Source organism: Vibrio sp. LB10LO1 (assembly GCF_010092875.1).
GTDB lineage: Bacteria > Pseudomonadota > Gammaproteobacteria > Enterobacterales > Vibrionaceae > Vibrio > Vibrio campbellii.
Map to the genome: position 1 here is coordinate 47,173 of NZ_JAADJW010000024.1, position 13,996 is coordinate 61,168.

The window sequence follows — 13,996 nt, forward strand, 5'->3', positions numbered from 1 at the left end:
TCGCTAATTTTCCTTGCGCGATAAGATTACTAGATGACGATCACCTTCCAACTCAGGAACAGCTAAAGATATGATCTCCGTCACACTACACCATTCAGGAAGCAGATCTATTTCATCTTTAGGGTGAAGACCTTTCAAAGCCAAGAACACCCCAGAATCTTGTTTAGGCAGATGATGACACCATTCCACCATGTCCGTCATTGAAGCAAAAGCTCGACTCAAAACGCCATCAAATTTTTCTTCTGGCTGGAATTCTTCGACGCGACTTTGAATTGCCGTCACATTTTTCAGCCCTAGCGTGTGCACAACTTGCTTGATAAAGCGGATGCGTTTGCCAAGGCTATCGAGCAAGAAGAAGGTCTTCTCTGGATTCATGATTGCCAGTGGAATACCTGGCAAACCTGGTCCTGTGCCAACATCGATAAAACGCTCACCTGGTAAGTGAGTGCTAACGACGATGCTATCAAGGATATGTTTCACTAGCATCTCAAGTGGGTCACGAACCGACGTCAGGTTGTATGCTTTGTTCCACTTGTCGAGCAGCTCGACGTAACCGACTAACTGCTCGCGTTGTTTTTCAGACACTTCCAAATCAGTTTGGGCGATCAGAGCATCCAATCTTGTGCGTAAAGCGCTCATTACTCTTCCTCACCTTTTTTCAGCAAACCGTGCTTCTTCAGGTGAACAAGCAGAATCGAAATCGCAGCCGGCGTGATACCAGAAATACGTGATGCAATACCGATGCTTTCTGGCTTCGCTTCCGTCAGCTTAGCGACTACTTCGTTGGACAGACCTTTCACGTCTTTGTAATCCAAGTCCGCAGGGAGCTTAGTGTGCTCATGGCGCAGTGATTTTTCGATCTCTTCTTGCTGACGCTTGATGTAACCATCGTACTTGACTTGAATTTCAACTTGCTCTGACGCTTGTTGATCTTCGAGAGCAGGAGCAAAAGCATCCAATTGCGTCAATTGTGAGTATGAGATCTCAGGACGACGAAGAAGATCTTCACCGCTTGCTTCACGTGCCATTGGTGTTTTCAATAGCTTGTTCAGCTCATCGATACCTGCAGAATTTGGGTTCATCCACGTCGATTTCAGACGTTGACGCTCGGTTTCCATGTTCTCGATTTTTTCGTTGAATCGTGCCCAACGCACATCATCAATCAAACCAAGTTCACGCGCTTTTTCCGTCAAACGTAGATCGGCGTTATCTTCACGAAGTAACAGACGGTATTCCGCACGAGATGTGAACATGCGGTACGGTTCTTTGGTACCCATGGTCGACAAGTCGTCAATCAATACACCCATGTAAGCTTGGTCACGGCGTGGGCTCCAACCTTCTTTGCCTTGACTGTGCAAACTTGCGTTCAAGCCAGCCATCAAACCTTGTGCAGCAGCTTCTTCGTAGCCAGTCGTACCGTTGATTTGACCCGCAAAGAACAGACCGCTGATGAACTTGGTCTCGTAAGTTTGCTTCAAATCACGTGGGTCGAAGAAATCGTACTCAATCGCGTAACCTGGGCGAACGATGTGTGCGTTTTCAAAACCTTTCATTGAACGAACGATTTGTACTTGCACGTCAAACGGCAAGCTGGTGGAAATACCATTCGGGTATAACTCGTGCGTGGTTAGGCCTTCTGGCTCAATGAAGATTTGATGACTGTTTTTATCCGCAAAACGCATCACTTTGTCTTCGATAGACGGGCAGTAGCGCGGACCAATACCTTCGATCACGCCTGCGTACATTGGGCTGCGATCAAGGTTATTGCGGATCACATCATGAGTTTGCTCATTGGTGTGAGTAATAAAACATGGGATTTGGCGCGGCTGATGCTCACGTTTCCCCATGAATGAGAATACTGGTGTTGGGTTGTCACCGTGCTGTGCTTCTAACACAGAGAAATCGACACTGCGAGCATCGATACGTGGTGGTGTACCCGTTTTCAGACGATCCACACGGAATGGGAGTTCACGTAATCGATCCGCCAATGCGATCGATGGTGGATCCCCAGCGCGACCACCTGAAGAGCTTTCCATACCAATGTGGATCTTACCGCCAAGGAAAGTACCTACGGTTAAAACCACAGCTTTTGCATGGAATTTCAGACCCATTTGAGTCACAACGCCAACCACACGATCTTGGTCCACAATCAGATCATCAACCGATTGTTGGAACAGAGTTAGGTTTGGTGCGTTTTCTAGCGCGTTGCGTACGTACGCCTTGTACAATGCACGGTCAGCCTGCGCGCGAGTTGCACGAACTGCTGGACCTTTAGAGGCATTTAGCGTTCGGAATTGAATACCCGCATGGTCAATGGCTTCTGCCATCAGACCGCCCATAGCATCCACTTCTTTTACTAAGTGACCTTTACCGATACCACCAATCGCCGGATTACATGACATCTGGCCTAATGTATCGATGTTATGGGTAAGAAGGAGTGTTTTTTGTCCTGTGCGTGCAGATGCGAGCGCGGCTTCCGTTCCTGCGTGTCCGCCACCGACAACAATGACGTCAAAGTTTTCGTGATAAAGCATGAACTGACCTCAGGTATTCAAAGGATTTAATGGACAGATAAAAAAGAGCGGTATTTTACCTTTTTTCTCTGTGAGAGAGAATCGTTTTCTCGCTTTTCAAATTTTAGTCCCTAAGACTATATATATAAGATCTATATATATGATCTTTTATTGGATCTATTATTAGGATCGACCGTTTCTGTGGATAACTAGAAAATGATCAACAAGATCATGGATCTTCTTTGGATCATATCTTGTGATCATGACTTGATCAGATCGAGGATTTCCTGAGATCAAAATGCGGGGTTATACACAGGGGGTAAAACGGATCAAAGTTGTTATTGGGATAACTAAAGGAAAGTCACCGGATCTTACCTTACTTATCCACAGCGAGTTTGGCTGTTTTTTGAGCGGTTGAACAAAAAGTTTTGTAGGAAGTTATTCACAAAGAGGAGAAACAGAGCCGCGATGCGACTCTGTAAGAGAGGTATTAAGCGGTAAAGCGTGCCAGATTCTCCTTCAACCACACCTCTGCGGCGTCTTCAGGTACATCATGGCTGAGTACATCAATCTTCAAGCAGTCTGTGATAGGCGTTGCACCAATGTCTTCTAACAGGTCATAAGCATGCTGACCTGCAGCGCAGAATGTATCGTAGCTTGAATCTCCAATCGCAATCACTGCGAACTTCACATCGGCCATTTTAGGTGGTGTGTTTTGTAACGCAGCAATAAAAGGTTGGATATTATCTGGGTATTCGCCCGCGCCGTGAGTTGAAGTGATCACTAGCCAAGTGCCTTGGTTCTCGATCGATGACAATTCTGGTTGGTTGTGGATCGTCGTTTCTAAACCGTTTTCATTGAGCAGATCACTCAGGTGATCACCTACGTATTCTGCGCCACCTAACGTACTGCCTGTAATAATGTGGATCATGTGTCTTCCTTTATTGAGCCATACTCACGCCTTGGGTAACCACCGTGCGTAAGTACAAAAAGAAACGCGGCGTTAAACTTATGCTTAACACCGCGCGTTTTGATTATTTACCGATACAGAATGAGGAGAAGATTCTGCCGAGAAGGTCATCAGAGCTGAACTCGCCAGTAATCTCATTCAAGTGTTGCTGAGTAATACGCAGCTCTTCTGCCAAGATTTCCCCCGCCATATAGCCTTCAAGCTGTTCTTGGCCGATTTGAAGATGCTGAGCAGCACGTTCTAGCGCATCTAGGTGACGACGACGAGCCATAAAGCCGCCTTCGGTATTGCCTGAGAAGCCCATGCACTCTTTTAAGTGAGTACGCAAAGCATCCACACCTGCGCCTGTTTTTGCTGAGAGGCGAATCAGTGTCGGATCATTTACATGGCAGATCCCCATATCTTCGCCCGTTTGATCCGCTTTGTTGCGGATCACCGTCATGCCAATACTGTTTGGCAAGCGATCAACGAAGTCTGGCCAAATGTCTTTTGGATCCGTTGCCTCGGTTGTGGTGCCATCTACCATAAACAGAACACGGTCTGCTTGGGCGATTTCATCCCATGCACGCTCGATACCGATTTTCTCTACTTCATCAGAAGCATCACGCAGACCAGCGGTATCGATGATGTGCAAAGGCATACCATCAATATGGATGTGTTCACGCAATACGTCACGAGTGGTACCGGCGATATCGGTAACGATAGCGGATTCTTTGCCAGATAGGGCATTCAGAAGGCTAGATTTACCCGCATTAGGACGGCCAGCAATCACAACTTTCATGCCTTCACGCATGATCGCGCCTTGGTTGGCTTCTTTACGTACTGCATCAAGGTTATCGATGATCGCTTGTAGGTCACCAGACACTTTACCATCGGCCAAAAAGTCGATTTCTTCTTCTGGGAAGTCAATTGCCGCTTCCACGTAGATACGTAAGTGGATCAGCGATTCCACCAGCGTTTGGATGCGTTGTGAGAACTGGCCTTGCAGTGATTGCAGTGCTGATTTTGCTGCTTCTTCCGAGCTGGCATCAATCAGGTCGGCAATCGCTTCTGCTTGAGTGAGGTCCATCTTGTCGTTTAGGAAAGCGCGCTCTGAGAACTCACCAGGTCGAGCGGCACGCACACCGTCAATACCCAAGATACGCTTAATCAGCATATCCATTACAACAGGGCCACCATGACCTTGCAGTTCAAGTACGTCTTCGCCTGTAAACGAGTGTGGGTTAGGGAAGTACAGGGCAATGCCTTGGTCTAGCACTGTGCCGTCTTCCGCTTGGAATGGCAGATACTCTGCGTAGCGAGGCTTTAGCGTCTTACCTGTGACTTCTAGCGCCACTTGATTGGCCTTAGGGCCAGAAACACGAATAATGCCGACACCACCACGACCTGGTGCGGTAGCCTGAGCGACAATCGTATCTGTAGTCATAATCTTGCCTTTTGAGCTGGGCTATAGGGTTACACCCCTAGGGAGCCAGAACCAATTAATTAGCTGAATTGTAATCAGCCAAAAACAAAAAGGCGACCTTTTGGCCGCCTTTCTTATGCTTTTCTATCAAGGTTACTTAGTGTGTAAGCCTTTTTTCTCCAGCGCTTTGTAAATCAAAGTTTGCTGGATAAGCGTAACGATGTTCGACACCAACCAGTATAGAACTAGGCCTGATGGGAAGAACAAGAAGAAGAAGGTAAACATAACCGGCATAAAGGTCATGATCTTCTGCTGCATTGGATCCGTTACTGTTGTTGGGCTCATCTTCTGGATTAGGAACATTGACGCACCCATCAGTAGAGGCAGGATGTAGTAAGGGTCCTGCGCTGAAAGGTCGTGAATCCAGCCGAAGAATGGAGAGTGACGTAGCTCAACCGATTCCATTAGTGCCCAGTAAAGCGCGATGAAGATAGGCATCTGTAGGATAAGAGGTAGACAGCCACCCAGTGGGTTCACTTTCTCTTTCTTGTACAGTTCCATCATCTCTTGGCTCATGCGCTGACGGTCATCACCGATGCGCTCACGCATTGCTTGCAGCTTAGGCTGTAGCATGCGCATTTTCGCCATAGACGTGTATTGCGCTTTCGTTAGTGGGTACATTGCACCACGAACGATGAAGGTCAAACAGATGATTGCCACACCCCAGTTACCCACAAAGCTTTGGATGAAAGCAAGCAGTGAGTGCAGTGGTTTAGCGATGAACCATAGCCAGCCGTAGTCCACTACTAGGTCTAGGTTTGGTGCCACAGCTGCCATTTCGTTTTGTAGCTTAGGACCAACCCATAGTGTTGCTTCAAACTTCGCTTGGTCACCCGTTGCGATAGTTTTGTTTGGCATACGTACGCCGATATCGCCTAGGTTACCAATTACGCGAGTGTACAGGTTAGTACCTGGTTCGTTGCGTGGGATCCAAGCTGCAGCGAAGTAGTGTTGGATCATTGCTGCCCAACCTTGGCCATCTGCTAGGTTGATAGACAGGTTACGATCCTGCATATCTTCAAAGCTGTATTTCTTGTAGCGAACGTCTTCTGTTGAGTAAGCACCGCCGCGGTAAGTAGGCATTGTGATGCTACCACCAGCGTCCATTAGGTTTTGACGCAAGTGAGCGTACATACCAAATGTCGCGTTGTTACCAGAGTTGTTCACGACATCGTATTCTACGTTTAGCGCGTAGCTGCCACGTTTGAATACGTAAGTCTTGATGTATTCGATACCGTTCGCAGTGAATGTCATTGGAACGCGTAGTTCGTCTTGACCGTCAGCTAGAGTAAAGCTGTCTGCGCTCACGTGGTAGTGAGGACGGTTAGTGCTGCTTAGGTCGATACCTTGAGGGCCCACTAGACCGCTTTGCGCGATGAACTGGTGACCTTTAGTGTCTTTTAGCAGAACGAATGGGTCTGATGAATCAAGTTCAGCAGAGTATTTGTTTAGGTCGGCATGTACCACATCGCCACCAACGGTGTCGATCGACAGAGTTAAAACATCAGTCGTTACTGTGATAGTTTTTGCAGAAGCTTGCTGTTGACCAGGAACTGGGTCTAGCTCGTCAGCAAAAGATGGTGCAGGTAGAGTACTGCTTGATTGAGCCTGTTCAACTGCTTGAGGTGCTGGGTTCTTTGCGACTTGCCACTGTTGGAACAGCAAGAAAGAAACCAGTGCCAGAGCAATGAGCAGGATATTACGTTGAGAATCCATCGTTAGTTATCTCTGTCTTGTTTTTGGACTGGTGGAACGGGGTCATACCCCCCTTCATTCAAAGGGTGGCATTTTAATAGACGTTTGCCTGATAACCAACATCCTTTTACAAAACCGTGAGCTCTCAAAGCTTCTAGCGCGTAAGTGGAACAAGTTGGTGTGAACCGGCAGCGAGGACCAATCAGAGGGCTGATAAACCAGCGATAAAGATTAACGAGCCCAATGGCTATCCACGTGAAGGGCGAGACAGGCGATGCCATAGCTTATCAAACAACTTAAATAATTCCTCATTGCTTAAATCTTGCGCGCTTTTCTTCGCGATCACAACAAAATCTTTATTTGGAAGCTGATGTTGATTGTTACGAAAGCTTTCACGAGCCAAACGCTTAAAACGGTTACGACCGACAGCAGTTTTGATTTGCTTTTTCGGAACAGCTAAACCTAATCGTGGGTGAGAAAGTTTGTTATTGCGAGCAATGATGGTGAAATGAGGCGAGCCAGCTCGATGAGCTTGCTGGAAGACGTTTTGATAATGCTCGGGAGTTAACAAGCGTAACTCCCGATTAAACGCGTACGTGTTCAAAATAAACTAGCGATTATTTTGATAGGCGCGCACGGCCTTTTGCACGACGTGCGTTGATAACTTTACGACCGTTCTTAGTTGCCATGCGAGCACGGAAGCCGTGAGTACGCTTGCGCTTTAGAACTGTAGGTTGAAAAGTGCGTTTCATGATAATTACCTTTACTGATCAGTAGTTTTAGGTTCTTGTTAAACCCGGCGTGGGCATTTTGCTTTCTTTATATAAAGAAGCTCTTTATTAAAGAAGAACAACCGACGCCTCTCAACAAAGAGGCGGAATTGTAATCACACTCACATAATGTGTCAATGACTCATGAGTACGAAATTCCGGCCGGGCGATTATACGTAGTGTGAGTAAAATCTCAAGGATCGATTGATCTTGATGCTTGATCTTTACTCTATTCCAACTTGGTTAAGGAATTTTTTCAAACGAAGATCTTGTGGATTATCGAAGATATCTTGTGGAGAACCTTGTTCAACAATGTTGCCTTCGGCCATAAAGATCACTCTATCCGCCACTTCTTTGGCAAATTGCATCTCGTGTGTAACCACCAACATGGTCTGATGTTGATTAGCTAACTTCTTCATTAATGAGAGAACTTCTCCGACCCATTCCGGATCCAGCGCAGACGTTGGCTCATCAAAAAGCAGCAGTTCCGGTTGTAGCGCCATCGCTCGGCCGATACCAACACGTTGTTGTTGTCCACCAGACAGAGCCGCTGGATAACTTTCTCCTTTATCGCCAAGACCTATGTCATCCAGAATTTCTTGAGCACGCTTGAGAGCGTCTTCTTTTTTCCAACCGCGTACCGTGATCAAGCCTTCTGCGATGTTCTGACGCGCGTTCATATGAGTAAATAGGGCATAGTTTTGAAAAACAAACCCAGTTCGGCGGCGTAGAGCCAATACTTCGGCTTTGGTATGTTTTTGTGTATCTACGGAGATGTCATCGATGGTAATGCGACCTTCATCCGCTTGCTCTAAGAAGTTAACGGTGCGCAATAGGGTCGATTTACCCGTACCACTTGAGCCAATAATAACGATGATCTCACCTTGTTTGATATCGAGATCAATACCTTTGAGGACTTCTGTTTCGCCAAAGCGTTTGTGGATATTTTCTAATTTGATCATCGTACGTACGCCTTATTCAATTTTGCCTCTGCCCAAATTTGTACTCGAGTCAGAATCACCACCACACCCCAGTAAATAAGAGCGACGGCAAGGAAAGCTTCGAAGAAGCGGAAGCTAGAAGAGGCTTCCATTTGCGCTTTAGCCATAATTTCAGCCACACCCAACGTGAAGGCGAGGGAAGTGGACTTAATCATATCGATGAAGTAGTTCATCAATGAAGGCAGTGCGACTCGCGTTGCTTGTGGCAAAATAACCCGACGCATCGCTTGAGGTGTTGTCATCCCCACTGACAAGCTCGCTTCCATTTGACTGCGATCAATACCAATGATAGCGGCACGAATGCTCTCTGCCATGTAGGCGGCAAAGTGCAATGTCAAACCAATCACTGCCGCTGAAAAGGCATCAATGCCCACCATGAACGGGAAGATTTGCGGTAAGCCGTAGTAAAGCAAAAACAGTTGTACTAGAAGTGGGGTACCACGGAAGAAACTGATATAAAGTTGGCTCAATTGATCGAGAACTGGCAGCTTAAATACGCGAATGTTCGCTAAAATGACGGCTAGAATCAGTGAAAAGACCAATCCCCATGTGGCCATTTCCATGGTTGTGCCAAGATACTTGAGCAGTATCGGCAACAGTTCCAACATGTAATTAAAATCAAATCCCATACGACTTACCTTGAGAAAAGAAAAGGTGGAATACGAAGTTCCACCTTGTCATTGAGTTAAAAAAGGACGCGAGATAAAGCTCTGCGTCCTAAAAGAAGAGAAGTTTTACTTAGTGATGTCGGCACCAAACCATTTCACAGAAATCTTCTCTACTGTTCCGTCTGCGCGCATTTCTGCTAGTGCTTTATTCACTTCCGCCTGGAGTTTGCGACCCTTTTCGTTATCCACGAATGGCCAAGCGTTTTGAATCGTTTCAAATGGTTCGCCCGCAAGTTGCAGCGGTAGACCGGTTTTCTTAATCAGTTCTAGAGCAGACAAACGGTCCATGATGAAGGCATCAGCACGACCCAGCGCTACATCATGTTCAATACCGGTATCGTAAGTCTTGATGTTGATCTTACCGTCTTTGTCGTAGCTGCGAAGCAACTGCTCAAAGTTAGAGCCTAGGTTAACTGCAACGGTTTTGCCTGCTAGATCTTCGACACCTTGGATGCTGTCGTTGCCTTTACGAACGGTAATTTGCGCACCGTCTACTACGTATGGGTCAGCAAATAGGTATTTCGCTTTACGCGCATCTGTCATGGTGATCTGGTTCGAGATGGTATCAATACGGCCCGTTTCTAGTAGGCCAAATAAACCAGAAAAGTTCGCTGTGACGTATTCGATCTTGTAATCGTTACGTTTACCGATCTCATCCCACATATCCACTTCAAAGCCTTGCAATTTATCTTGCTTCACAAAGGTGAATGGGAAGTAGCGGCCAGACATGCCTACTTTTACTTCAGTAGCCGCTTGAACGGTCGCAGCAGACAAAGCGATGGCTGCAACGGCAACCTTAATCCAGTTTTTCATAATACATCTCCATACTTTTATGGTTGGAAATACTACTGTCAGTTAGCTCAATTAAAGAAATAACCAAGTGCAATAACCTAGACCTCAGAGTAATAAGATCTTATTTGGTATAGATAGTAGCCAAGATATAGGGATAAATGATGAAAAAACGATCGGAAAGAGCAGAAATGACGATCGAAAAATATCAGTGAACGGAAATTCATACACAGAGTTATCACCAATTACTCGATCTGGCCTATTTTGCCCAAATGTGGATCGTTGTGTGGGCAATTTTGGGGCAAGATGTGTTGATCTCTCTAAGTTGAGCGAAAATATTGTGAATAACTTAGATCTTATTCACTGGATCGTCGATCAATTGCTGGCGATCTTGGTTATCAACAGGTAAAATTGCCAGTCTTTTCCGATAATTCAAATACTCAGTGGGGGCACCGTGTCATCTTCGCTTTGGTTGCAATGTTTGCAGCAGCTTCAAGAAGAGCTACCAGCTACAGAATTCAGCATGTGGGTTCGTCCGTTACAAGCGGAGCTCAATGACAATACTCTCACTCTGTTCGCACCTAACCGCTTCGTGTTGGATTGGGTTCGCGACAAGTACCTGAACAGCATCAATCGTTTACTGCAAGAATACTGTGGTAACGACGTACCTAGCCTGCGCTTTGAAGTGGGCAGTCGCCCAGTTGCAGCACCAAAACCGGCACCGACACGTACGCCGGCAGACGTGGCTGCAGAATCTTCAGCGCCTGCTCAACTGCAAGCACGTAAGCCTGTGCATAAAACGTGGGATGACGACGCGCAAGCGATCGCTGATATCAACCACCGTTCAAACGTGAACCCAAAACACAAGTTCAACAACTTCGTAGAAGGTAAGTCGAACCAATTGGGTCTTGCTGCTGCTCGTCAAGTTTCGGATAACCCAGGCGCAGCCTATAACCCACTGTTCTTATACGGTGGTACAGGTTTGGGTAAAACCCACCTTTTGCACGCGGTAGGTAACGCGATTGTGGATAACAATCCAAACGCAAAAGTGGTGTACATGCACTCTGAGCGTTTTGTGCAAGATATGGTGAAAGCACTGCAAAACAACGCGATTGAAGAGTTCAAACGCTACTACCGCAGTGTTGATGCGCTACTTATCGATGACATCCAATTCTTTGCTAATAAAGAGCGCTCACAAGAAGAATTCTTCCATACCTTTAATGCACTATTAGAAGGTAACCAACAGATCATCCTGACATCTGACCGTTATCCAAAAGAGATCAGCGGCGTAGAAGATCGTCTGAAATCACGTTTCGGTTGGGGTCTAACCGTCGCGATCGAGCCGCCTGAGTTAGAAACTCGTGTGGCGATCTTGATGAAGAAAGCCGAAGACCACCAAATCCACTTAGCGGATGAAGTGGCGTTCTTTATTGCTAAGCGTCTACGCTCTAACGTTCGTGAACTGGAAGGTGCACTGAACCGCGTAATCGCAAACGCAAACTTTACTGGCCGCCCAATTACGATTGATTTTGTTCGTGAAGCGCTGCGCGATTTGCTTGCTCTGCAAGAGAAGTTGGTGACGATCGATAACATTCAAAAGACGGTCGCTGAATATTACAAGATTAAGGTTGCTGACCTACTATCTAAACGTCGCTCTCGCTCGGTTGCTCGTCCTCGTCAGTTGGCGATGGCGTTGGCAAAAGAGTTGACCAATCACAGCTTACCAGAAATTGGCGATGCGTTTGGTGGTCGTGACCACACCACGGTACTGCATGCATGTCGCAAGATTGAGCAGCTGCGTGAAGAGAGCCACGATATTAAAGAAGATTACTCTAACTTGATTCGCACCCTGTCTTCGTAATCGGTTAGAATGACAGTATTCTAAGCAAATCATTAATTGAGCTGACAGCGTAAAGAGCCAAGCATGAAATTTACCATTGAACGTAGTCATTTAATCAAACCGCTACAACAGGTTTCGGGCGCACTAGGTGGCCGACCAACCCTACCAATTCTGGGTAACCTACTGCTTAAAGTAGAAGAGAACGTGTTATCCATGACCGCGACCGATTTGGAAGTGGAATTGGTGAGCAAAGTGACTCTAGAAGGGGATTTCGAAGCGGGCAGCATTACCGTTCCTTCTCGTAAGTTTCTTGATATCTGCCGTGGTCTGCCGGATGACTCTATCATCACCTTCGTACTAGAAGGCGATCGCGTGCAAGTTCGTTCTGGCCGTAGCCGTTTCTCATTGGCAACACTTCCAGCGAACGATTTCCCGAACATCGAAGATTGGCAGAGTGAAGTGGAAGTATCACTGACTCAGTCTGATCTGCGTACGCTGATCGAAAAAACGCAATTCTCAATGGCGAACCAAGACGTTCGTTACTACCTAAACGGCATGTTGTTTGAAATCGATGGTACGACGCTACGCAGCGTAGCTACTGACGGTCACCGTATGGCGGTATCTCAAACTCAGCTCGGTGCGGATTTTGCGCAGAAGCAAATCATCGTGCCACGTAAAGGTGTACAAGAGTTGGTTAAACTGATGGACGCACCAGAGCAACCTGTTGTGCTACAAATCGGTAGCTCAAACGTGCGTGCAGAAGTGAACAACTTTATCTTCACTTCTAAGCTGGTTGATGGTCGTTTCCCTGACTATCGCCGCGTATTGCCACAAAGTACCAACAAAACGTTGGAAACCGGTTGTGATGAACTGCGTCAGGCTTTCTCACGCGCTGCGATTCTTTCTAACGAAAAATTCCGTGGTGTTCGTGTAAATCTTGCGGGCAGTGAAATGCGCATTACCGCTAACAACCCAGAGCAAGAAGAAGCGGAAGAAATGCTCGACGTGACCTTTGAAGGTGACGCTATCGAGATCGGCTTCAACGTAAGCTACGTGCTTGATGTACTTAATACCCTGCGTTGCGACAACGTGCGTGTGTCGATGTCGGATGCCAACGCCAGTGCGTTGATTGAAAACGCAGATGACGACAGTGCAATGTACGTGGTGATGCCAATACGTCTATAAGCCATCTGAATGCCACTTTCTCGCCTCATCATTCAGCAGTTTCGAAACATTAAAGCCTGTGATATTGACCTATCAGCAGGCTTTAACTTTCTTATTGGGCCGAACGGCAGCGGTAAAACCAGTGTTCTAGAAGCAATTTACTTGCTCGGACACGGACGCTCTTTCAAGAGTTCGCTGACGGGTCGAGTTATCCAAAATGAGTGTGACGAACTGTTTGTTCATGGTCGTTTTTTGAACTCGGATCAATTTGAGCTACCTATCGGCATTAATAAGCAGCGTGATGGCTCAACAGAGGTTAAAATAGGCGGTCAATCTGGACAAAAACTGGCGCAACTTGCACAAGTTTTGCCTTTGCAGTTGATACATCCGGAAGGGTTTGATCTACTAACGGATGGTCCAAAACATCGTCGTGCATTCATCGACTGGGGAGTGTTTCATACCGAGCCCGCTTTCTATGATGCATGGGGACGTTTCAAGCGTCTTAACAAGCAACGTAATGCACTGCTTAAAACCGCCAGAAGTTATCGCGAACTCAGTTATTGGGATCAAGAGATGGCGCGTTTGGCTGAAAACATCAGTCAATGGCGAGCGCTGTACATCGAACAGATGAAAACCGTAGCAGAAACCATCTGTCAGACGTTTTTGCCAGAATTTGAGATCCAATTAAAGTATTATCGTGGTTGGGACAAAGACACCCCTTATCATGAGATACTAGAAAAGAATTTCGAGCGTGATCAGTCATTGGGTTACACCTTTAGTGGTCCAAATAAAGCTGATTTGCGCATTAAAGTGAACGGAACGCCAGTTGAAGACGTTTTGTCACGCGGTCAATTAAAACTCATGGTGTGTGCTTTGCGTGTCGCGCAGGGGCAACACCTTACCGAAATGACCGGCAAACAATGTATTTACCTAATTGACGACTTTGCGTCGGAATTAGACAGCCAACGTCGCAAGCGTCTTGCTGACTGCTTGAAAGAGACGGGCGCACAAGTATTTGTAAGCTCTATCACTGAAAGCCAAATCGCCGATATGTTGGACGATACGGGCAAATTGTTTCATGTGGAACATGGCAGGATAGAGTCAAACTAGAAGAGAGAAAC

Annotated in this window: 14 protein-coding genes; 3 read left to right on the forward strand and 11 right to left on the reverse strand. The window is 46.6% G+C overall.

Annotation, left to right across the window (positions count from 1 at the left end; genetic code table 11):
- Window positions 1–3: 3 nt before the first annotated feature.
- The 11 genes from rsmG to GXP65_RS17025 form a co-directional block, all read right to left on the reverse strand.
- The gene (gene rsmG / locus GXP65_RS16975; protein ID WP_005440819.1) at window positions 4–639 is read right to left on the reverse strand and encodes a 16S rRNA (guanine(527)-N(7))-methyltransferase RsmG; all 636 of its coding nucleotides are present in this window, start codon (window positions 637–639) and stop codon (window positions 4–6) included.
- Complete coding sequence (gene mnmG / locus GXP65_RS16980; RefSeq protein ID WP_005440822.1) at window positions 639–2,534, reverse strand: tRNA uridine-5-carboxymethylaminomethyl(34) synthesis enzyme MnmG; 1,896 nt, start codon at window positions 2,532–2,534, stop codon at window positions 639–641. Before mnmG ends, rsmG begins: the two co-directional genes overlap by 1 nt.
- Before the next feature lie 469 nt (window positions 2,535–3,003).
- Window positions 3,004–3,444, reverse strand: coding sequence for an FMN-binding protein MioC (mioC, locus tag GXP65_RS16985; RefSeq protein ID WP_005440825.1), 441 nt, complete (start codon window positions 3,442–3,444; stop codon window positions 3,004–3,006).
- A 103-nt stretch (window positions 3,445–3,547) separates the two neighbouring features.
- Window positions 3,548–4,909: a tRNA uridine-5-carboxymethylaminomethyl(34) synthesis GTPase MnmE gene (gene mnmE / locus GXP65_RS16990; RefSeq protein ID WP_050904773.1), complete on the reverse strand. Its 1,362-nt coding sequence runs from the start codon at window positions 4,907–4,909 to the stop codon at window positions 3,548–3,550.
- A gap of 132 nt (window positions 4,910–5,041) precedes the next feature.
- Window positions 5,042–6,664: a membrane protein insertase YidC gene (gene yidC / locus GXP65_RS16995; RefSeq protein ID WP_045398819.1), complete on the reverse strand. Its 1,623-nt coding sequence runs from the start codon at window positions 6,662–6,664 to the stop codon at window positions 5,042–5,044.
- Between the two features lie 2 nt (window positions 6,665–6,666).
- Entirely contained in the window at window positions 6,667–6,924 is a 258-nt protein-coding gene (gene yidD, locus GXP65_RS17000; protein ID WP_005451046.1) for a membrane protein insertion efficiency factor YidD, read from the reverse strand.
- Window positions 6,891–7,214: a ribonuclease P protein component gene (rnpA, locus tag GXP65_RS17005; RefSeq protein ID WP_009699098.1), complete on the reverse strand. Its 324-nt coding sequence runs from the start codon at window positions 7,212–7,214 to the stop codon at window positions 6,891–6,893. Before rnpA ends, yidD begins: the two co-directional genes overlap by 34 nt.
- Window positions 7,215–7,260: 46 nt before the next feature.
- On the reverse strand, window positions 7,261–7,395 hold the full coding sequence (gene rpmH, locus GXP65_RS17010; RefSeq protein WP_005378825.1) for a 50S ribosomal protein L34: 135 nt from the start codon (window positions 7,393–7,395) through the stop codon (window positions 7,261–7,263).
- Window positions 7,396–7,637: 242 nt separating this feature from the next.
- The gene (locus tag GXP65_RS17015) at window positions 7,638–8,375 is read right to left on the reverse strand and encodes an amino acid ABC transporter ATP-binding protein (RefSeq protein ID WP_038892425.1); all 738 of its coding nucleotides are present in this window, start codon (window positions 8,373–8,375) and stop codon (window positions 7,638–7,640) included.
- A complete protein-coding gene (locus GXP65_RS17020; RefSeq protein ID WP_005440833.1) occupies window positions 8,372–9,043 on the reverse strand; it encodes an amino acid ABC transporter permease in 672 nt (223 codons plus the stop codon). Before GXP65_RS17020 ends, GXP65_RS17015 begins: the two co-directional genes overlap by 4 nt.
- A 105-nt stretch (window positions 9,044–9,148) precedes the next feature.
- A complete protein-coding gene (locus GXP65_RS17025) occupies window positions 9,149–9,895 on the reverse strand; it encodes an amino acid ABC transporter substrate-binding protein (protein WP_045371911.1) in 747 nt (248 codons plus the stop codon).
- A gap of 430 nt (window positions 9,896–10,325) precedes the next feature.
- Here GXP65_RS17025 and dnaA point away from each other — a divergent pair, with 430 nt between their 5' ends.
- From dnaA to recF, 3 genes are all read left to right on the forward strand, one after another.
- Entirely contained in the window at window positions 10,326–11,732 is a 1,407-nt protein-coding gene (gene dnaA, locus GXP65_RS17030) for a chromosomal replication initiator protein DnaA (protein WP_005532851.1), read from the forward strand.
- Window positions 11,733–11,795: 63 nt separating this feature from the next.
- Window positions 11,796–12,896: a DNA polymerase III subunit beta gene (gene dnaN / locus GXP65_RS17035; RefSeq protein WP_012126666.1), complete on the forward strand. Its 1,101-nt coding sequence runs from the start codon at window positions 11,796–11,798 to the stop codon at window positions 12,894–12,896.
- 9 nt (window positions 12,897–12,905) lie between these two features.
- Complete coding sequence (recF, locus tag GXP65_RS17040) at window positions 12,906–13,985, forward strand: DNA replication/repair protein RecF (protein ID WP_045371904.1); 1,080 nt, start codon at window positions 12,906–12,908, stop codon at window positions 13,983–13,985.
- The last annotated feature ends 11 nt before the right edge of the window (window positions 13,986–13,996 follow it).

Bases quoted from the DNA above. Each gene is read 5' to 3' on its own strand.
- yidD (WP_005451046.1), bottom strand. From the start codon at position 6,924: ATGGCATCGCCTGTCTCGCCCTTCACGTGGATAGCCATTGGGCTCGTT.
- dnaN (WP_012126666.1), top strand. From the start codon at position 11,796: ATGAAATTTACCATTGAACGTAGTCATTTAATCAAACCGCTACAACAG.
- recF (WP_045371904.1), top strand. From the start codon at position 12,906: ATGCCACTTTCTCGCCTCATCATTCAGCAGTTTCGAAACATTAAAGCC.
- rpmH (WP_005378825.1), bottom strand. From the start codon at position 7,395: ATGAAACGCACTTTTCAACCTACAGTTCTAAAGCGCAAGCGTACTCAC.
- GXP65_RS17015 (WP_038892425.1), bottom strand. From the start codon at position 8,375: ATGATCAAATTAGAAAATATCCACAAACGCTTTGGCGAAACAGAAGTC.
- rsmG (WP_005440819.1), bottom strand. From the start codon at position 639: ATGAGCGCTTTACGCACAAGATTGGATGCTCTGATCGCCCAAACTGAT.
- mnmG (WP_005440822.1), bottom strand. From the start codon at position 2,534: ATGCTTTATCACGAAAACTTTGACGTCATTGTTGTCGGTGGCGGACAC.
- mnmE (WP_050904773.1), bottom strand. From the start codon at position 4,909: ATGACTACAGATACGATTGTCGCTCAGGCTACCGCACCAGGTCGTGGT.
- yidC (WP_045398819.1), bottom strand. From the start codon at position 6,664: ATGGATTCTCAACGTAATATCCTGCTCATTGCTCTGGCACTGGTTTCT.
- GXP65_RS17025 (WP_045371911.1), bottom strand. From the start codon at position 9,895: ATGAAAAACTGGATTAAGGTTGCCGTTGCAGCCATCGCTTTGTCTGCT.
- mioC (WP_005440825.1), bottom strand. From the start codon at position 3,444: ATGATCCACATTATTACAGGCAGTACGTTAGGTGGCGCAGAATACGTA.
- GXP65_RS17020 (WP_005440833.1), bottom strand. From the start codon at position 9,043: ATGGGATTTGATTTTAATTACATGTTGGAACTGTTGCCGATACTGCTC.